Origin of the sequence: Burkholderia lata (assembly GCF_902499335.1) — a bacterium.
GTDB lineage: Bacteria > Pseudomonadota > Gammaproteobacteria > Burkholderiales > Burkholderiaceae > Burkholderia > Burkholderia lata_B.
In genome coordinates this window covers 16,931-35,824 of record NZ_CABVQK010000001.1, presented here as the reverse complement: position 1 = coordinate 35,824, position 18,894 = coordinate 16,931, and the positions used below count along the sequence as shown (strand labels likewise).

Genomic DNA, 18,894 nt, shown 5'->3' with positions numbered 1-18,894 from the left:
GCCAGAAGGCGAAGCCAGAAGCTGACGCCAGAAGGCCGCGCCCAGGCAGCCCCGGTGGTGAAAGCCGGTCGAGGGCGGCCCATGCGGGCCGTAGCGCGGCCCGACACCGGACGGCGACCCATCCACGTCAACCCGGCGTGCCGGCGCGCTCAGGCCATGCAAAGGCCCCCGCGCAGCGGGATGCCGGGCGGGGGCTCGGGACAGCGGGCCGGCCGGTTCAGACGGCCCGTTCGGGCGCCTGCGCGACGACCCGAGCGGGGCGCGCCGGCTTGAAGCTGGCCGACCACGTCATCGCCGGCCGTTCGAACATCCGGTAGAACAGGTACGCCACCGGGATCGCGGCGGCCATGAACGCGAACGACGGCCAGATCGACAGCTGCAGCTCGGATTGAAACAGCACCGAGCCGAGGCAGACGAACAGCGGCAGGTGGATCAGGTACAGCGAGTAGCTGAAGTCACCGAACCAGCTCAGCACGCGCAGCGGCGGCGTCGGGCGCGGCGGGCGGGCGAGCGCGCGGTACAGGAAGCATGCGAAGCCGGCCGACCAAAGCTGGAACGCGCCGTACTGGCCGAAATGGAACGCGCCGCAACCGGCAGCCAGCAGCACGGCGGCCGCGCCATACCACGCGCGCGACGGCACGGTGGCCGCACCGCCGCCGCGCGCCTGCTGCGCACGCACGTCGGCGATCCACGCGCCGATCGTCCAGGACAGCCAGTACGACGTGAAGAACTGCAGGTCGTGCCGTTCGAGCAGCCACGCCGACGCGACGTTGACGAGCGCGACCGCGGCCACGACCGCCGGCATGCCGATGCGGCGGCGGATCGCGAACAGCAGCGGGTAGATCGCATAGAACTGCACTTCGAGCGACAGCGTCCACAGCGCGCCGTTCGATCCGTACGTGTAGCCGGCGACGCCCTGCAGCGAGAACAGGTTCACGAGGAACGCGACGAGGCCGACGTCGCGGATCTTGTGGCTGACGGGCTCGATCTGCAGGCTGACCGAGTCGAGCGCGAGCGTGAACAGCAGCGCGGCGAGCAGCACCGGGTAGATGCGCGCGAACCGGCGCACCCAGAAGTTCGGCGCGTCGAGCCGGTACGCGGGATCGGCCGCGAGCTTGAGCGCCGCGTTGCGGTGGATGCAGTAGCCGCTGATCACGAAGAAGATCGGCACGCCGGCGGAGCCCCACGCGAACGGGAAGGTCAGGTAGCCGGCGATCGCGCCCGGGGTGAGCGCATGGCCGTAAGCGTGATGGAAGCTCTGCATGCCGACCCAGACGACCTGGCGGCAGTGGAAATAGGCGACGAGCAGCGCCGCGAAGCCGCGCATCGCGTCGATCACGTGTTCCTTGTGATCGGCGACGGGCGGCGCGGTCAGAGACGATCCGCTGAAAGCTTGCATGCGATTCGATTCCTTGCGACGGATGGACGGGAAGTTTTATCCAATCGTAATGCGCAAGAATTCGATCAATGAATAAAAAAATCTCGCCGGGAAATACGGTTATTCCACATCATGGTTTTATCGCGTTCCGAAAGCGGTTCCGCGAGGCGGGTCAATTATTTACCGATTTTTTTCTGATAGTTTGAAGCTCCAGTTGATTGATGCAAGGAGCGGCAAAATGGACATGCATTGGATCGCGAGCGCTGCAGTACTGCTGGTCATGGCCGTGCTGTCGGCGTACCGCGAGGCGCTGAAGAACGAACCGATTCGCCCGGGTCTCGAACGGGGCGGCGTGCCCTATATCGAGGAATTCGAATCGTAAGAATTTGTATCTGGAAAATCGGTAATTTGTTTCTGCTTCGGCACTCGGTCCGGCAATATCGACCGGGTTGAAAGGATTATATTTTTTCCGGAATCATTGGGCAATCAGTCCATATCGAAAATGAGCGGAGTCGAATTGGCAGTGCCGTCGATTCTCGATATGCCGTTCGGAACACAATCGCGCCGGGTCGCTGGTCGACGCGGCGCAGTCAACGCAATCAGGATGCGAACATGTTGAAAGTCACCAAGGCCGTGTTCCCCGTTGCCGGTCTCGGCACGCGGTTCCTCCCGGCAACGAAGGCGAGCCCGAAGGAAATGTTGCCCGTCGTCGACAAGCCGCTGATTCAGTACGCGGTCGAGGAAGCGATCAACGCCGGTATTACCGAGATGATCTTCGTCACCGGGCGCAGCAAGCGCGCGATCGAGGATCACTTCGACAAGTCCTACGAGATCGAGGCCGAGCTCGAGGCGCGCGGCAAGGAAAAGCTGCTGGAGCTCGTGCGCGGCATCAAGCCGAGCCATGTGAACTGCTTCTACGTGCGCCAGCCGGAAGCGCTCGGCCTCGGCCACGCGGTGCTGTGCGCTGAGAAGCTGGTGCACGGCGAGCCGTTCGCGGTGATCCTCGCCGACGACCTGCTGCACGGCGAACAGCCGGTGCTGAAGCAGCTCGTCGACGTGTTCGACCACTATCACAGCTCGGTGATCGGGGTCGAGACGATCCCGCGCGAGGACAGCCGTTCGTACGGCGTCGTCGAGGGCCGTGAATGGGAAGAGGACATCATCAAGCTGTCGGGCATCATCGAGAAGCCGGCACCCGAGGATGCGCCGTCGAATCTCGGCGTGGTCGGTCGCTACGTGTTCATGCCGACGATCTTCGATCACCTGCGCAAGCTCAAGCCGGGCGCCGGCGGCGAGCTGCAGCTGACCGATGCGGTCCAGTCGCTGCTCGCGAACGAGCAGGTGCTCGCGTATCGCTACTACGGCACGCGCTTCGACTGCGGCAGCAAGATCGGCTATCTCAAGGCCACCGTCGAACTCGCGCTCCAGCATCCGGAAGTGAGCCGCGAATTCGAGGCCTATCTGCGTACCTGCTTGCCCGCGCTGGCTGCTGTCGCCTAAGCAGCCGCGCGCTCCGTTGTTTCAGGTGGTGGTTGTTCCGTTGGCCCCGGCCGCTCGCGCGCCGGGGCTTTTTTGCGTGTACAGGTACGCGGGTGCGCGCCGTCCGCGAGTTTGCCGTGGTGGATTCATTGCTTCGAGAGCGGTGCCGCGTGCGGAGCGGGGTGCTCCGACAAGAACGGGCGTCACGCCTGAAACCGGTGCCGCGGCGGGTGACCGGGTGAGCGGATCGGCGGTTTGATTGCATGATGCGCATCGCCGGTCGTGATCGCACCGGTTCTGCCGGCGCCGGTCGATGACGCGACGTCTCGCTGGCCCGACGTCAGTGCCGGGGTGTGAACCGAATCGCGGCTTTTCCGTTCGATCGTTGCCGCGTCCGTGCGGCGTTCAACGCGCCGACGTGCTCGGCCGCGCGACGAAATGCCGGGCCAGCATCGCGGCGACCGGCTTCTTGAAGTCGAGCAGCCGCTTTTCGAGATAGCGCCAGGACAGGTGCGCGAGCAGCACGGCGAATGCGAACTGCAGGATCTCGGGTAGCGTGTCGCGGACGATTTCCGGTATGGCCACGTGGGCGACGTGTGCGGGCAGCACGCCGAAACGCGCCGGAATCAGGTTGTGGAACAGGTAGAAGCCGTAGCTGATCGTGCCGAGATAGACGAGCGGTGCCCAGTCGAGCAGCGTCACGACCGGGTGCTCGGGTTCGCTGATAATCCACAGCAGCAGCGCGCCGAGCGATGCGGACAGGCCGAGATCCGCGAGCCCCGCGAGCGTGTCGGGCAATGCCGTGCACGCGGGCAGCACGAGGAAGAACACGACGCCTGCCGCGCCGAGCCAGCCGGGCGGAACGTGGCGCACGGCGGCCGTGCCGCGATCGGCGAGCGCCATTGCGCCGACGCCGCCAAGCGCGATCAGCGCGAAATTCCACGGGGAAAACGCGTAGATCAGCACCGGCGATGCGTCGGACAGGTAGAGCGCGAGATGCGCGAGCGCACACAGCACGACGGCCGCGATGCCGAGCGCGACGTGTCGCGCGGCGGGCACCGCGAGCAGCGCGAGCGGTGCAATCAGATAGAACTGCTGTTCAACCGCGAGGCTCCAGAAGTGCGACGTGGAGCCCGGCCAGCCATCCTTGACGACGCCGATCCAGTAATTCGACAGGAACACCGCATGCCACGCGAGCCCGAGATTGACGCCGCGCTGGTAGAACAGCGCGTGCGCGATCGCGAGCGCGGCGAGCAGCAGGTAATAGACGGGAAAGATCCGCAGCGCGCGTTTCGCGAGGAACAGCGCGAGCGCATGGCGGCGCGTCATGGTGCCGCACTCGACCGCCTGGCGGTTGCGATGCAGCTCGCCGACGATCAGGAATCCGCTGATGAGGAAAAACGTCCACACGCCCAGCTTGCCGACGTCGACGGCAAGGACGTGGCCCTTGTGGGACAGGAAAACGAGGATGACGGCGAGGGCTCGCAGGCCGTCGAGTCCTTTGACGTATCTGGCTTCGCGCATGGAGGCATCCGGGCATTGAGCGAGCCCAGTATAGGTGCGCAAATATCGAACGTAATTCGCAATCGGGTGCCTACGTGAAGGCGTTTTTTGATGCTGGAGCGTCGATGAAATCGGTCGCATGCAAAAAAACCTGCGGGAAACCCCGCGAAAACGCATAAAAGTACTGCACGAAGCGTCAAGGCGCTTGTAGAATCCGGCGTTGAAGCGCGCGCGTTGCACGCTTCGTGTATCCAACGACCACACCTGGTAGGAGAAACATGGCGACTTCCGCAAAAAAGGTGGCCAAGAAGGCTGCCGCACCGGTCACCAAGAAAGTGGCTGCTAAAAAGGCTGCGCCCGCGAAGAAAGTAGTGGCCAAGAAGGTTGTCGCGAAGGCGGCACCGGCTGCTCCGACGCCGCTGAAGGACAAGTTCACGAAGGCATCGCTCGCAACGCACATCGCTGAGCGCGCAGCTGTCGAAGTGAAGGCTGTCAAGGCAGTGCTCGTCGCACTCGAGAACGTCGTGCTGGGCTCGGTCCACAAGAAGGGCGCGGGCGAGTTCACGCTGCCGGGTCTGCTGAAGATCACGGCACAAGTCGTGCCGGCGAAGAAGAAGCGCTTCGGCAAGGATCCGTTCACGGGCGAAGAGCGTTGGTTCCCGGCGAAGCCGGCCAGCGTGCGCGTGAAGGCACGTGCGCTGAAGAAGCTGAAGGACGCGGCAGCGTAATGCTGCGCAGCGGTTGCCGAATGCATGTCGGCAGCCGCTGCGATGTCCGACGATCCCCGTACGCGAAAGCGTGCGGGGATTTTTATTGCGCTGCGCAAATCGCGCGGCAGCGAAGCAGCGAAATGGTGGAAGGCCCGGTTCGACGCGTGACGTACGCCGGATGAGTGCCGCACATGCGCGATGACGAACGGTATCGTCACCCGTACGTGCGCTCGCTGCACTTGTTGCGTGCGCATCGCGAGACACACGCATCGTGACTGAATTCATTCCCGACGAAATCGCAGCCCAGGTCGCCGCCGCGTGCGACACGATCGAACGGCATCTCGGCGCGACGCTGAAGGCGATCCACCTGTTCGGATCGGCGCTCGATGGCGGATTGAAACCGCGCAGCGACATCGACCTGCTGGTGACGGTGTCGGCCCGGCCCGACGAGCCGGCGCGGCACGCGCTGATGCTCGACCTGCTCGCGGTGTCGGCGCCGCCCGGCCGCGCCAACGACATGCGCGCACTGGAAGTGACCGTCGTCGCGCACGATGAAGTCGTGCCGTGGCGTCATCCGGCACGGCGCGAACTGCAGTTCGGCGAATGGCTGCGTTGCGACCTCGAAGCCGGTATCGTCGAGCCGGCGCTCGTCGATCACGATCTGGCGATCCTGTTCACGAAGGTGCGGCAGCACAGTGTCGTGCTGGCCGGTCCGCCGGCGGCCGTGCTGCTCGAGCCGGTGCCCGCGCAGGATTTTGTCGCCGCACTGCTGGCGACGGTTGCGCAGTGGAATGCCGAACCGGACTGGCGCGGCGACGAGTGCAACGTGGTGCTTGCGCTCGCGCGCATCTGGTACAGCGCCGCGACCGGCAGGATCGCGCCCAAGGACGTCGCCGCGACATGGGTGTTGGAGCGCCTGCCGGAAACTTACCGGCCGGTTGTAGCCGCGGCGCGCGCCGCCTATCTCGGCGGCGGGGAAGATGCGACGATCCTGTCGGGCGAACCCGTCGCCGCATTTATCGGCTGCGCGCGGCGGACTATCGAATCGATGCTGTCGACGTAGCGGCAGATGCCGCGAACGTGACCGGCGTGCGGGCGATACCGATGAGGATCATGGGCACGTGCGCGGTAGCCGCACGCGCATGCGGTCGAGCCGGATGCCTGTCGGCGACCCGGCGCGTCATCGCGCACGCGCTGTGCGACGTGCTGCGTCAGCCGGCCGTGCCGGCATAGGCGGCCTTCAGCATGGCATCGTCGAGCTTGATCATCTGCATCATCGCGGCGGCCACGCGCGTGGCCTTGACCGTGTCCCGGTCGGACATCATCGGGATCAGCGTTTCCGGAACGATCTGCCACGAGACGCCGTAGCGGTCCCTCAGCCAGCCGCAGGCGTCGGCCGTGCCGCCGTTGTCGAGCAGGGCGTTCCAGTAGCGGTCGAGTTCCGCCTGGTCGGCGCAGCTGACCAGCAGCGAGATCGCGTGGTTGAACGTGTCGGTGCGCGGGTGGCTCATCGCGAAGAACGGCTGCCCGAACAGCTCGAACTCGACCATCCGCGTGCCGTCGGTGCCGGGTACCGCGGTAACGCGGACGACGCGCGAATCCGGAAAGATGCCCGCATAGAAGGCTGCGGCTTCTTCGGCTTCCGCCGCGTACCAGAGGAAAGGCGTGATCTTCTGAATCGTCATGGCGTATCTCCTGTCTGTATTGGCCGGGGCGCACATCGCGTGCCGACCTCGATACGACGAATGAATACCGCCGAAATCGACACGCCGGGGCGAACGGCCGTCGCACCGGATCCATGGCACCGACAGTGCGGATGGTAGTCGTCCGGCGCGCATACAGCGAGAGACCCCTGCGTCAGGAAATCGCGTTTCCGGCGCATTGCAGCCGCCAGGCGCCGCTGCCGGCAGGCCGACGTGCATCGGGTGCCGGGACATCGGCCGTCGGCCGGTGCGGGCCGTGCCGGCCCGCCGGCGACGGACGAAAAAAAAGCCAGCCACGGCCGAAACCGATGACTGGCTTTCCAGTTCGGCGGCAAGGCGTCGGAGACGCCATGCACGCCGGGTACGTCGTTTTTAGAACTTGTGGCGCAGGCCGAGAGCGACCAGCTCTTGCGACTTCGTGCCGGCGTAGCCGTACGAGCCGATCGACGCTTGTGCTGCCGACGTCGTGCCGTCCGTGTTGAGTTGCGTGCCGCTTGCGTGCTGATAAGCGCCGACCAGGTAGACGTCCGTGCGCTTCGACAGCGAGTAGTCCGCGCCCAGCGAAACCTGATGGTACTTGGCGTCCGTGTTGCCGCTTGCCTTCGTGTACGAATAGCCGAGGCCCAGCAGCAGCGGCGGCGTGATCTGGTACGTCGCGAACGCGCGGCCCGTGTTGTACTTCTGGGTCGAGCTGAAGCCCGAGGCTGCGTCCGGCTTGTACTGTGCGTTGCTGTAGCCGAGGCCGAGCGTCACCGGGCCGATCACGTACTGACCTGCAACTTGTGCGATCGCGATCGACTTAGCCGTCACGTAAGCCGCGTTGATCGGGCCGTCGACGATGTTGTCCGACGTCGTCGAACCCCAGCCCGAGCGCAGGCCAGCGGTCGTCGGCGACGGGTTGTTCGCGTAGAAGTAGCCTGCAGCAACGCCGACCGGGCCGTTGTTGTATGCAGCTGCGACCGACCACGTTTGGCCAGCGCCCGTCTTGCCTGCCACGCCGCCGAGGGCGTACATGCCTTCAGCCTGGAAGCCTGCGAACACCGGCGACGTGTACTTGATCGCGTTGCTCACGCGCAGGCTGTTGTCGTTGTTGTCGACGTCGCCCGGCGTTGCGAACGTGCTGCCGAAGTAGTTGTCTGCCGTGACTGCCTGGACCAGGTCGACCAGCGGGTCGTACTGACGGCCGAGCGTCAGCGTACCGTACTGGCTGCTTTCCAGGCCGACGAATGCCTGACGGCCGAACATGCGACCACCTTGGTTCAGCTTGCCGGTGCCCGGATCAAAACCGTTTTCCAACTGGAAGATCGCCTTCAGGCCACCGCCGAGGTCTTCAGCGCCTTTCAGGCCGAAGCGGCTGCCTTGCAGGTTGCCCGACAGCATTTGCCACGCGTTGTTACCTTGGCCGTTGTTGCCGTGGACGTAGGCGATCGACGTGTCGATCACGCCGTACAGCGTCACGCTCGATTGAGCGTGAGCAGCGCCAGCGGCGCCCAGCAGGGCGAGCGAGAGGGTCGAGAGAGCGAGTTTCTTCATCGTTGAGTATCTCCACGCAAGTGATTCATCATTATTTGTTGCGGATTGGAGAATAGCTCAGTGCCATCGACGCAAGAAAGCTTAAAAAATAAAGTGTCTCGAAAAGGTAACAGCGAGAAAAAGTCTATATATATCAAGCACATTAACGACTGTTTCTGTTTTTGAAAAAGTTGACAATTGCTGCGATGCGATTGTTTCACTAGTTGATGCGCATCGCAGCAGGCAGCCTGTTTCGGCCCGTTGGCGTACGGAAACGGAGGCTTGCAAACGTTTGCGGTTGCGGCGACGAATGCGCGGGCAAGCAAAGAGCGTGTCAACGCCACGCGAATGCGCGGCGGACGGCATGGTTGCAAAGCGTTGGACGGGTGTGCGGGGGGCTTGCCGCGATGTCGTGAAAAGGGCGGGTCAGTCGTCGCGCATGCGATCGGCAGGCCGATCGGCTTGAGCAGACGCGGCCGGTGCGGTAACGGCGAGCCGATGCGCGTTGCCGCGGGCCGCTGCGAATTCCGCGCCGAGCAGCAGCACGATCGCGGAGAAGTACAGCCACATCAGCAGGACCGCGAACGATCCGGCCGCGCCGAATGCGCTTGCGGTGCCCGCGTGCGCGAGGTACAGCGCGAACAGCTTCTTGCCGCCTGAGAACAGGATCGCGGACACGATGCCGCCGATCGCGGCGTCGCGCCACGCGACGCGTGCATCCGGCAGGAACTTCATCAACGACGCGAACGCAGCCGCGAGCACCGCGATGCCGACGAAGAACTGCACGAGGTTCGTGACGATCACGTACGGCGAATTGCCCAGCAGCCAGGTGCCGACGAACGTGATCGCGGTGTCGAGCACGAGCGACACGATCAGCAGGAACGCGACGCCGAGCACGAGCCCGAACGAGATCAGCCGCACGCGCACGAGCCCGAGCATGCTCGACCAGCGGCTTTCGGTGGCCGGCCAGATCACGCTGAGCGCGGCACTGAGCGACGCGAAGGTGGCCGACGCGCCGATCGCGAGCGCGGCGAACGAGATCAAGGTTGCGAGGCCGCCGCGCTCGCCCGCGCGGTGCGCGTTCTGCACGATCGTCTGGATGCTGGCCGCCGCGTCGTCGCCGATCAGCTGGTGCGCCTGTTCGAACACCTGGCCGCGCGCGGCGTCGTCGCCGTAGAACCAGCCGGCCACGGCAATCACCATCACGAGCATCGGCGCGAGCGAGAACGCGGAGAAAAATGCGATGCCCGCGGCCATTGCCGAACAGCGGTCGGCCGAGAAGCGCTTGAACGCGGTGAGGGCCCAGTTGGCCTGTTGTTGCGCGAGACGGGTGGCTTCGGAGGTGATCTGTCGTTTCATGACGGTTCGGTTGCGCGCGGAACGCGGATCATCGTTGGTAATCAGACAATTCAGTATTGATCCGAGGAATCGAACATAGTTGCGCGAACTGTCTATAATTCCTTTCAGTTTCCCCACCCCCACAATAACGCCGAGACCAGCCATGCTACAAATGTCCCGGCGCCAGTTCCTGAAGGTGACGGCTACGTCGCTTGCCGGATCGAGTCTAGCCCTGATGGGCTTCTCTCCATCCGAAGCGCTCGCCGAAGTCCGACAGTACAAGCTGGCGCGCACAGTCGAAACGCGCAACACCTGTCCTTACTGTTCAGTGGGTTGCGGCATCCTGATGTACAGCCTCGGAGACGGCGCGAAAAACGCCCAGCCGAGCATCATCCACATCGAAGGCGATCCCGACCATCCCGTCAATCGCGGCACGCTGTGCCCGAAGGGCGCGAGCCTGATCGACTTCATCCACAGCCCGAGCCGCCTGACGCACCCGGAGTATCGTGCGCCCGGCTCGGACAAGTGGGAACCGATCTCGTGGAATGACGCGCTCGACCGCATCGCGAAGCTGATGAAGGCCGATCGCGACGCGAACTTCGTCGAGACGGCGGAAGACGGTGCGAAGGTCAACCGCTGGCTGACCACCGGCATGCTGGCCGCGTCGGCGGGCAGCAACGAGGTCGGCTACCTGACGCACAAGACTATCCGCAGTCTCGGGATGCTCGCATTCGACAATCAGGCGCGTGTCTGACATGGCCCGACGGTGGCAGGTCTTGCCCCGACGTTTGGCCGTGGAGCGATGACGAACCATTGGGTCGACATCAAGAACGCGGACGTGATTCTCGTGATGGGCGGCAATGCAGCCGAGGCCCATCCGTGCGGTTTCAAGTGGGTAACGGAGGCGAAGGCGCACCGCAAGGCGCGGCTGATCGTCGTCGACCCGCGCTTTACGCGTACGGCCTCGGTGGCCGACTACTACGCGCCGATCCGCACCGGCACCGACATCGTCTTCCTGGGCGGCGTCATCAACTATCTGCTGACGAACGACAAGATCCAGCATGAGTACGTGAAGAACTACACGGACTTCTCGTTCATCGTGCGCGAGGATTTCGCGTTCAACGACGGCATCTATTCCGGCTACGACGCGGAGAAGCACGCGTACCCGGACAAATCGAGCTGGGACTACGAGCGCGGCGACGACGGCTTCGTGAAGGTCGACCCGACGCTGCAGCATCCGCGTTGCGTGTACAACCTGCTGAAGCAGCACTACGCGCGCTATACGCCGGACATGGTCCAGCAGACCTGCGGCACGCCGAAGGAGAAGTTCCTGAAGGTGTGCGAGATGCTCTCGACCACCGCCGTTCCCGGCCGCGCCGGCACGATCCTGTACGCGTTGGGCTGGACGCACCACTCGATCGGCGCGCAGATGATCCGCACCGGCGCGATGGTGCAGCTGCTGCTCGGCAACATCGGCATCGCCGGCGGCGGGATGAACGCGCTGCGCGGCCACTCGAACATCCAGGGGTTGACCGACCTCGGGCTGATGTCGAACCTGCTGCCGGGCTACATGACGCTGCCGATGCAGTCCGAGCAGGATTTCGACGGCTACATCAAGAAGCGCGTGCAGCTGCCGCTGCGGCCGAACCAGTTGAGCTACTGGAAGAACTACAAGGCCTTCCACGTCAGCTTCATGAAGTCCTGGTGGGGCGACTCGGCGACCGCCGAGAACAACTGGGGCTACGACTACCTGCCGAAGCTGGACAAGCAGTACGACCTGCTGCAGGTGATCGAGCTGATGAATGCCGGCAAGATGAACGGCTACATCTGCCAGGGTTTCAACCCGCTTGCGGCGTCGCCTTCGAAGGTGAAGACGGCAGCCGGCCTCGCGAAGCTGAAGTGGCTCGTGATCATGGATCCGCTCGCGACCGAGACGTCCGAGTTCTGGAAGCATCACGGCGACTACAACGACGTCGATTCATCGAAGATCCAGACCGAGGTGTTCCGCCTGCCGACCACGTGCTTTGCGGAGGAAAACGGTTCGCTCGTGAGTTCGAGCCGCGTGCTGCAATGGCACTGGAAGGGTGCGGAGCCGCCGGGCGAGGCGCGTAGCGACCTCGAGATCATGTCGGGGCTGTTCCTGCGCATGCGCAAGATGTACCAGACCGACGGCGGCAAGTATCCGGATCCGATCGTCAACCTGACCTGGCCGTACGCGAACCCGGAAAGCCCGACGCCCGAAGAGCTCGCGATGGAGTTCAACGGGAAGGCGCTCGCCGATCTGCCCGATCCGAAGGATCCGGCCAAGACGCTCGTGAAGAAGGGCGAGCAGCTGGCCGCGTTCGCGCAGTTGAAGGACGACGGCACGACCGCGAGCGGCTGCTGGATCTTCTGCGGTGCGTGGACGCAGGCCGGCAACCAGATGGGGCGGCGCGACAACTCCGACCCGACCGGCATCGGCCAGACGCTGAACTGGGCGTGGGCGTGGCCGGCGAACCGGCGGATCCTGTACAACCGCGCCTCGTGCGACGTCGCCGGCAAGCCGTTCGACCCGACCCGCAAGCTGATCGGCTGGAACGGCAGCGCGTGGAAGGGGGCCGACATTCCCGACTTCAAGGCGGACGAATCGCCCGAAAACGGGATGGGGCCGTTCATCATGAACCCGGAAGGCGTCGCACGCTTCTTCGCCCGGGCGGGGATGAACGAAGGTCCGTTCCCCGAGCACTACGAGCCGTTCGAGACGCCGCTCGACGCGAACCCGCTGCACCCGAACAACCCGCAGGCGCTGAACAACCCGGCTGCCCGCGTGTTCCCGGACGACCGCGCGTCGTTCGGCAAGGTGGCGGATTTCCCGCACGTGGCGACGACGTACCGGCTGACCGAGCATTTCCACTACTGGACCAAGCATGCGCGGCTGAACTCGATCATCCAGCCCGAGCAATTCGTCGAGATCGGCGAAGACCTCGCGAAGGAGGTCGGCGTCGCGCATGGCGAGCGCGTGAAGGTGTCGTCGAAGCGCGGCTACATCATCGCGGTCGCGCTCGTCACGAAGCGGATCAAGCCGCTGACGGTCGACGGCAAGAAGGTCCAGACGGTCGGCGTCCCGTTGCACTGGGGCTTCAAGGGTCTGACGAAGCCCGGCTATCTCGCCAACACCCTGACTCCGTCCGTGGGCGACGGCAACTCCTATACACCGGAATTCAAGTCGTTCCTGGTGAAGGTCGAAAAGGCGTAAGGGGAAAGAGATGGCATTGCAATCGCTGGATATCAAGCGCGTCTCGGCCACCACGACGCCACCGCCCACGGTGCGCGAACCGGTGACCGGGAGCGTCGCGAAGCTGATCGACGTATCGAAGTGCATCGGCTGCAAGGCATGCCAGACGGCATGCATGGAGTGGAACGACCTGCGTGACGAGGTCGGCACCAACGTCGGCGTGTACGACAACCCGGCCGACCTGACCGAGCATTCGTGGACGGTCATGCGGTTCTCCGAATACGAGAACCCGGCGGGCGACCTCGAGTGGCTGATCCGCAAGGACGGCTGCATGCACTGCGAGGATCCGGGCTGCCTGAAGGCGTGTCCGTCGCCGGGCGCGATCGTGCAGTACAACAACGGGATCGTCGATTTCCACGAGGAGAACTGCATCGGTTGCGGCTATTGCGTGACCGGTTGCCCGTTCAACGTTCCGCGGATCTCGAAGAAGGATCATCGCGCGTACAAGTGCACGCTCTGTTCCGACCGCGTCGCGGTCGGCCAGGAACCGGCCTGCGTGAAGACCTGCCCGACGGGCGCGATCGTGTTCGGCACCAAGGAGGACATGAAGCAGCACGCGGCCGAGCGGATCGAGGACCTGAAGGAGCGCGGCTTCGAGCATGCGGGGCTGTACGACCCGCAGGGCGTCGGCGGCACGCACGTGATGTACGTGCTGCACCACGCGGACAAGCCGTCGCTGTACCACGGGCTGCCCGACAACCCGTCGATCAGCCCGATGGTGAAGCTGTGGAAGGGCATCGCGAAGCCGCTCGCGGTTGCCGGCATCGCGCTGACGGCGCTCGCCGGGTTCTTCCACTACGTCCGGGTCGGTCCGAACGAGGTGAGCGACGAAGAGGAATCGGCCGCGCGCGACGAGGCGCGACGCATCAAGGAGGACGCGAAATGAAACACGACGACCCCAACCTGATCGTCCGCTACTCGGCGAACGAGCGCACGAACCACTGGATCACCGCGATCACGTTCGTGCTGCTCGCGCTGTCCGGGCTCGCGCTGTTTCATCCGTCGATGTTCTGGCTGACCGCGCTGTTCGGCGGCGGCCAGTGGACGCGGATCCTGCATCCGTTCGTCGGCCTCGTGATGTTCGTGTCGTTCGCGATCCTGGTGGTGCGCTTCTGGCACCACAACGCGCTCGACGCGGACGACCGGCAGTGGCTCAAGCAGATCGGCGACGTGCTGACCAACCAGGAAGACAAGCTGCCGCCTGTCGGGCGCTATAACGCCGGGCAGAAGCTGCTATTCTTTACGCTGGTGGCGTGCCTGCTGCTGCTCCTGCTGTCGGGAGTCGTGATCTGGCGGCGCTACTTCTCGTTCTACTTCCCGATCGGGGTGATCCGCGCGGCCGCTGTCGTGCATGCCGTGGCGGCCTTCGTGCTGATCGCGAGCATCATCGTGCACATTTACGCGGCGTTGTGGGTGAAGGGCTCGATCGGCGCGATGGTGCGCGGCACCGTCACGCTGGGCTGGGCTCGCAAGCATCACCCGAAGTGGTTCCGTGAAAGCGTGAAATAACGCACCGGAGCGGGGCGGCTCGCCGATCGCGGCGGGTCGGCCCGTCAGCCGTCGGAACCGCCCGAAGCGCCGACCTGTCGGCGCTTGTTTATTTGGAAGACATTTTTGTGACACAACGCATTCTCGAACCGACCGAGATCTCGGCACTCGATCAATCGGCCATCCCGCGCTTTCGCCTGCCGGAGCGCGCCACCGCGTTCTCGGCGCGCGCCGCGCGGCTGCGCAAGCTGGCCGACCTGAACCCGATCAGCGGCTACCTGCGGCTGATGGCCACCGTCGCCGATGCGCAGCACGCGACACTGCAAACGCTCGAGCTGCCGCTGCCGTCGACGGAAGCGATCGCGCGTGCGCAGCAGCATTCGATGCCGCTCGTGCCGGCGCTCGACGGCGAGCGCGATCCGCGCTGGCGTGCCGTGCTGTACGAACTGCTCGACCGCGTCGAAGGCGCCGGGCTCGTCAACCCGCAGCTCGCGAAGCTGCTCGACCGGCTGCGCCTGATGTCGCCCGCCGAACTCGACGCGCAGGCCGACGCGATCCTCGCGCTGCGCTTCGCCGAAGTCGACCCGGCCACCGCGCCGTTCCTGATGGCCGCGCTGCAGGTCGTCTGGACGGATCTCGCCAGCCGCGTTTCACCGGCCGACGTCCCGTATCTCGACCAGCCGGGGCTGTGCCCCGTGTGCGGCACGCATCCGGTCGCGAGCGTCGTGCGGGTCGGCGGCCAGTACCAGGGCTACCGTTTCCTGCAATGCGGGCTGTGCACGACCGAGTGGCACATGGTGCGCACGAAGTGCTCGCACTGCGATTCGACGAAGGGCATCGCGTATCACGGGATCGAGGGCGGCAGCGAAGCCGTCAAGGCCGAATCGTGTGACGAGTGCAAGACCTATCGCAAGATCGGTTATCAGGAGAAGGACTACGAGTTCGAGCCGCTGGCGGACGATCTCGCGAGCCTCACGCTCGACCTGCTGATGAACGAAGCCGGCTACCAGCGCAGTTCGCCGAACCCGCTGCTGTGGCCGGATGTCTCGCGGGAAGCGGAATGAAGGCAGGGGCCGGGGTCGCGCGCGAGCGCCGGCGCCGGCCCACTGCGAAGCATGAGACTGGAGCCACCACGACGTGACCGAACCCGGTGTAAATGAATTGAATGCCGTGCTGGCGCGCGTGCCGTCGGTCGAGCGCGTGCTGACGTCGGCGCCGCTGCAACCGCTGCTCGCCGACTACGGCCGCACGCGCGTGCTGAACGCGGTGCGCGCCGAGCTCGACCGCTGGCGTACCGCCGCGCAGCATGATCCCGCGTCGGCCGAACCGCTCGACGAGCCGCGCATCGCCGCGGCCGTCGCGCGCACGCTGGCCGCGCAGAGCACGGGCGCGGTGCGCGCCGTGTTCAACCTGACCGGCACCGTGCTGCACACGAACCTCGGGCGTGCGCTGTTGCCCGACGACGCGGTGCGCGCGGTGGTCGACGTACTCACGCGCCCCGTCAACCTCGAATTCGACCTTGCCACGGGCCGTCGCGGCGATCGTGACGACCTGATCGACGATCTGCTGTGCGAACTGACGGGCGCGGAAGCCGCGACCGTCGTCAACAACAACGCGGCGGCCGTGCTGCTGGCGCTGTCGGCGCTTGCGACGAAACGGGAAGTCGTCGTGTCGCGCGGCGAGCTGGTCGAGATCGGCGGCGCATTCCGCATTCCCGACATCATGAGTCGCGCGGGCGCCAAGCTGCGCGAGATCGGCACGACCAACCGCACCCATCTGCGCGATTACGCGGACGCAATCGGCCCGCGTACCGCGCTGCTGATGAAGGTGCACTGCAGCAACTACGCGATCAGCGGCTTCACGAAGGAGGCGACGCTCGCCGAACTCGCGCCGCTCGCGCGCGAGCACGGGCTGCCGGTTGCCGTCGATCTCGGCAGCGGCACGCTCGCCGACCTGTCGCAATGGGGCCTGCCGCACGAGACGACCGTGCAGGAAACCATTGCCGCCGGCGCAAACGTTGTCACGTTCAGCGGCGACAAGCTGCTCGGCGGGCCGCAGGCCGGCCTGATCGTCGGCGATCGCGCGCTGATCGCGAAGATCAAGAAACATCCGCTCAAGCGCGCGCTGCGCGTCGGCAAGCTGACGCTCGCGGCGCTCGAACCCGTGCTGCGCCTCTACCAGTCACCCGAGTTCCTGCGTGACCGGCTCACGACGCTGCGCCTGCTGACGCGCCCGCAGCGCGAGATCGCCGAGGCCGCCGAACGCGTGCGTCCAGCGCTGCAGGCCGCGCTCGGCAGCGGTTTCGACGTGACGGTCGAGCCGATGTTCAGCCAGATCGGCAGTGGCGCGCTGCCGGTCGACCAGTTGCCGAGCGCCGGGCTCGTCGTGCGCACGGCGGACGGCAAGCGCGGCGGCCGCGCACTTGCGCAACTCGAGAAACGGCTGCGCGAATGGCCGCGCCCGGTGATCGGCCGAGTGGCCGACAATGCACTGCGGCTCGACCTGCGCTGCCTCGAAGCCGCCGACGAGGCGGTGCTCGTCGCACAGTGCGTGCCGCCCGCAGGGACCGCTGCATGATCGTCGGTACCGCCGGACACATCGACCACGGCAAGACGACGCTGGCGCGCGCGCTGACGGGCGTCGATACCGATCGCCTGAAGGAAGAGAAGGCGCGCGGCATCTCGATCGAACTCGGTTACGCGTATACGCCGCTCGACAACGGCGACGTGCTCGGCCTGATCGACGTGCCGGGCCACGAGAAGCTGATTCATACGATGGCGGCCGGCGCGTGCGGGATCGACTTCGCGCTGCTCGTGATTGCCGCCGACGACGGTGTGATGCCGCAGACGCGCGAGCATCTAGCGATCCTGCAACTGCTCGGCGTTACGCATGGCGCCGTCGCGCTGACGAAGTGCGATCGCGTCGACGCCACGCGCGTGGCGGAAGTGCGCGACGAGATCGTCACGTGGCTGAGCGATTCGACGCTGGCCGGCGTGCCGATCTTCGAAACGCGTGCGACGGCCGTGGACGATCCGGGCGTCGCCGCGTTGAAGCGTCACCTGGCCGATGCGGCGATCGCGTGGCGTGCCCGTCGCGACGACGGGTTGTTCCGGCTCGCGGTCGATCGCGTGTTTACGCTCGCGGGGCAGGGCACGGTCGTGACAGGCACCGCGTTCGCGGGCCGCGTAGCGACCGGCGACACGCTCGCGATCGTGCGCACGGGCGGCGCGGCGCGCGTGCGCAGCATCCATGCGCAGAACCGGCCGGTCGAGGCTGGCCGCGCGGGCGAGCGTTGCGCACTGAATCTGGCCGGGGTCGACAAGGCCGATGTCGAGCGGGGAGACACCGTCGCCGATACGCGGCTCGTCGCGACGTCGCCGCGTCTCGACGTCGAGCTGACGCTGCTCGAGGATGCGGGGCTCACGCTGACGCACTGGGCGCCGCTGCACGTGCATCTCGGCACGCTGCATCGCGTTGCGCATGTCGCGCTGCTCGATGGCGATACGCTCGCGCCTGGCCAGCGGATGCGCGTGCAACTGATATTCGACGAGCCGGTGTTTGCGTTACCGGGCGACCGGTTCATCGTCCGCAATCCGCAGGCGACGCGCACGGTCGGCGGCGGCCGCGTGCTCGACCCGTTCGGGCCGGCGCGCAAGCGTCGGACGCCCGAGCGCCGCGCGTGGCTCGACGCGCTTGCCGAATGGCTCGACGAAGGGCGCCTCGATGCGCTGCTCGCGCAGGCGCCGCTCGGCATTCCGCGCGCGATGCTCACGCATCTGACGGGTTTCGCGCCGAACGCGCTGGCGTTGCCGGATGACGCGCTCGCGATCGGGCAGCGCGACGTCGCGTCGAACGACGGCGCGGTGATTGCGCATGCGCACTGGCGTGCGTTGCAGATGCGGGCGATCGAGACGCTGCGCACGTATCACGAGCGCATGCCCGACGAGCAGGGGCTCGACGCCGCGCGCTTGCGGCGGATGGCCGCGCCGCTCGCCGGCGATGCGCTGTGGCGTGCACTCGTCGATGCGCTGGTGGCCGGCGGCGAAGTTGCGCGAAGCGGGCCGTGGCTGCACCTGCCGTCGCATTCGGTGAGCCTCGAGCCGCGTGAGGAAGCGCTGGCGCGGCAACTGCTGCCGCTGATTCATGCGGGGCGCTTCGATCCGCCGTGGGTGCGCGACCTGGCCCGTGACACGGGCGCGGCCGAGGACGCGGTGCGTACCTTGCTGCGCAAGCTCGCGCGGCGCGGCGACGTGCACCAGGTCGTGCGCGACCTGTTCTATCACGCGGACGTCGTGCGCGAGCTTGCGGAGCTGGTCGCGCATCTCGCGCCGTCGCGCGACGACGGGCTCGATGCCGCGACGTTTCGCGACGCGACGGGGCTCGGCCGCAAGCGCGCGATCCAGATTCTCGAGTTCTTCGATCGGGTTGGGTATACTCGTTTCCACCGCGATCTTCACTTCCTGCGGCCTGACAGCGGTTGGTCGGGTATTCAGGCGTAGGCGCTCGTTG

15 protein-coding genes are annotated in these 18,894 nt (G+C 65.8%); 10 read left to right on the top strand and 5 right to left on the bottom strand.

Going from position 1 to position 18,894, the window contains the following annotated elements:
• Positions 1-217 precede the first annotated feature (217 nt).
• Positions 218-1,399, bottom strand: coding sequence for an acyltransferase family protein (locus BCO18175_RS00140; RefSeq protein ID WP_174978868.1), 1,182 nt, complete (start codon positions 1,397-1,399; stop codon positions 218-220).
• A 217-nt stretch (positions 1,400-1,616) separates the two neighbouring features.
• Here BCO18175_RS00140 and BCO18175_RS00135 point away from each other — a divergent pair, with 217 nt between their 5' ends.
• Together BCO18175_RS00135 and galU are read left to right on the top strand one after the other, a co-directional pair.
• Positions 1,617-1,760: a hypothetical protein gene (locus tag BCO18175_RS00135; protein WP_006479318.1), complete on the top strand. Its 144-nt coding sequence runs from the start codon at positions 1,617-1,619 to the stop codon at positions 1,758-1,760.
• A gap of 230 nt (positions 1,761-1,990) precedes the next feature.
• Positions 1,991-2,878 carry a UTP--glucose-1-phosphate uridylyltransferase GalU gene (galU, locus tag BCO18175_RS00130; protein ID WP_011548079.1) on the top strand — a complete coding sequence of 296 codons (888 nt, stop codon included), beginning with the start codon at positions 1,991-1,993 and terminating at the stop codon, positions 2,876-2,878.
• A gap of 384 nt (positions 2,879-3,262) precedes the next feature.
• Here the strand turns inward: galU and BCO18175_RS00125 are convergent, their stop codons facing one another.
• The gene (locus tag BCO18175_RS00125) at positions 3,263-4,381 is read right to left on the bottom strand and encodes an acyltransferase family protein (protein WP_174978867.1); all 1,119 of its coding nucleotides are present in this window, start codon (positions 4,379-4,381) and stop codon (positions 3,263-3,265) included.
• A gap of 257 nt (positions 4,382-4,638) precedes the next feature.
• Between BCO18175_RS00125 and BCO18175_RS00120 the strand changes: the two genes are divergently transcribed.
• Together BCO18175_RS00120 and BCO18175_RS00115 are read left to right on the top strand one after the other, a co-directional pair.
• Positions 4,639-5,088: an HU family DNA-binding protein gene (locus BCO18175_RS00120; protein WP_122949246.1), complete on the top strand. Its 450-nt coding sequence runs from the start codon at positions 4,639-4,641 to the stop codon at positions 5,086-5,088.
• Between the two features lie 253 nt (positions 5,089-5,341).
• A complete protein-coding gene (locus BCO18175_RS00115) occupies positions 5,342-6,133 on the top strand; it encodes an AadA family aminoglycoside 3''-O-nucleotidyltransferase (protein WP_174978866.1) in 792 nt (263 codons plus the stop codon).
• A 148-nt stretch (positions 6,134-6,281) separates the two neighbouring features.
• Here the strand turns inward: BCO18175_RS00115 and BCO18175_RS00110 are convergent, their stop codons facing one another.
• The 3 genes from BCO18175_RS00110 to BCO18175_RS00100 form a co-directional block, all read right to left on the bottom strand.
• A complete protein-coding gene (locus tag BCO18175_RS00110; RefSeq protein ID WP_174978865.1) occupies positions 6,282-6,755 on the bottom strand; it encodes a VOC family protein in 474 nt (157 codons plus the stop codon).
• Positions 6,756-7,145: 390 nt separating this feature from the next.
• Positions 7,146-8,306, bottom strand: coding sequence for a porin (locus BCO18175_RS00105; protein WP_174978864.1), 1,161 nt, complete (start codon positions 8,304-8,306; stop codon positions 7,146-7,148).
• Between the two features lie 405 nt (positions 8,307-8,711).
• Complete coding sequence (locus BCO18175_RS00100) at positions 8,712-9,644, bottom strand: YihY/virulence factor BrkB family protein (RefSeq protein WP_174978863.1); 933 nt, start codon at positions 9,642-9,644, stop codon at positions 8,712-8,714.
• 142 nt (positions 9,645-9,786) lie between these two features.
• Here BCO18175_RS00100 and fdnG point away from each other — a divergent pair, with 142 nt between their 5' ends.
• The 6 genes from fdnG (at position 9,787) to selB (ending at position 18,884) form a co-directional block, all read left to right on the top strand.
• A complete protein-coding gene (gene fdnG, locus BCO18175_RS00095) occupies positions 9,787-12,858 on the top strand; it encodes a formate dehydrogenase-N subunit alpha (protein ID WP_174978862.1) in 3,072 nt (1,023 codons plus the stop codon).
• A gap of 10 nt (positions 12,859-12,868) precedes the next feature.
• A complete protein-coding gene (gene fdxH / locus BCO18175_RS00090; RefSeq protein ID WP_043177545.1) occupies positions 12,869-13,783 on the top strand; it encodes a formate dehydrogenase subunit beta in 915 nt (304 codons plus the stop codon).
• Positions 13,780-14,406: a formate dehydrogenase subunit gamma gene (locus BCO18175_RS00085; RefSeq protein WP_039370262.1), complete on the top strand. Its 627-nt coding sequence runs from the start codon at positions 13,780-13,782 to the stop codon at positions 14,404-14,406. The genes fdxH and BCO18175_RS00085 overlap by 4 nt, the downstream gene beginning before the upstream one ends.
• A gap of 107 nt (positions 14,407-14,513) precedes the next feature.
• Positions 14,514-15,449, top strand: a complete 936-nt coding sequence (fdhE, locus tag BCO18175_RS00080) for a formate dehydrogenase accessory protein FdhE (RefSeq protein ID WP_174978861.1) — start codon at positions 14,514-14,516, stop codon at positions 15,447-15,449.
• Between the two features lie 73 nt (positions 15,450-15,522).
• Complete coding sequence (gene selA / locus BCO18175_RS00075; RefSeq protein ID WP_174978860.1) at positions 15,523-16,962, top strand: L-seryl-tRNA(Sec) selenium transferase; 1,440 nt, start codon at positions 15,523-15,525, stop codon at positions 16,960-16,962.
• Positions 16,959-18,884: a selenocysteine-specific translation elongation factor gene (selB, locus tag BCO18175_RS00070; protein WP_174978859.1), complete on the top strand. Its 1,926-nt coding sequence runs from the start codon at positions 16,959-16,961 to the stop codon at positions 18,882-18,884. Before selA ends, selB begins: the two co-directional genes overlap by 4 nt.
• Positions 18,885-18,894: the final 10 nt, after the last annotated feature.

Bases quoted from the DNA above. Each gene is read 5' to 3' on its own strand.
- galU (WP_011548079.1), top strand. From the start codon at position 1,991: ATGTTGAAAGTCACCAAGGCCGTGTTCCCCGTTGCCGGTCTCGGCACG.
- BCO18175_RS00120 (WP_122949246.1), top strand. From the start codon at position 4,639: ATGGCGACTTCCGCAAAAAAGGTGGCCAAGAAGGCTGCCGCACCGGTC.
- BCO18175_RS00110 (WP_174978865.1), bottom strand. From the start codon at position 6,755: ATGACGATTCAGAAGATCACGCCTTTCCTCTGGTACGCGGCGGAAGCC.
- selB (WP_174978859.1), top strand. From the start codon at position 16,959: ATGATCGTCGGTACCGCCGGACACATCGACCACGGCAAGACGACGCTG.
- BCO18175_RS00140 (WP_174978868.1), bottom strand. From the start codon at position 1,399: ATGCAAGCTTTCAGCGGATCGTCTCTGACCGCGCCGCCCGTCGCCGAT.
- BCO18175_RS00085 (WP_039370262.1), top strand. From the start codon at position 13,780: ATGAAACACGACGACCCCAACCTGATCGTCCGCTACTCGGCGAACGAG.
- BCO18175_RS00125 (WP_174978867.1), bottom strand. From the start codon at position 4,381: ATGCGCGAAGCCAGATACGTCAAAGGACTCGACGGCCTGCGAGCCCTC.
- BCO18175_RS00100 (WP_174978863.1), bottom strand. From the start codon at position 9,644: ATGAAACGACAGATCACCTCCGAAGCCACCCGTCTCGCGCAACAACAG.
- BCO18175_RS00105 (WP_174978864.1), bottom strand. From the start codon at position 8,306: ATGAAGAAACTCGCTCTCTCGACCCTCTCGCTCGCCCTGCTGGGCGCC.
- fdxH (WP_043177545.1), top strand. From the start codon at position 12,869: ATGGCATTGCAATCGCTGGATATCAAGCGCGTCTCGGCCACCACGACG.
- BCO18175_RS00135 (WP_006479318.1), top strand. From the start codon at position 1,617: ATGGACATGCATTGGATCGCGAGCGCTGCAGTACTGCTGGTCATGGCC.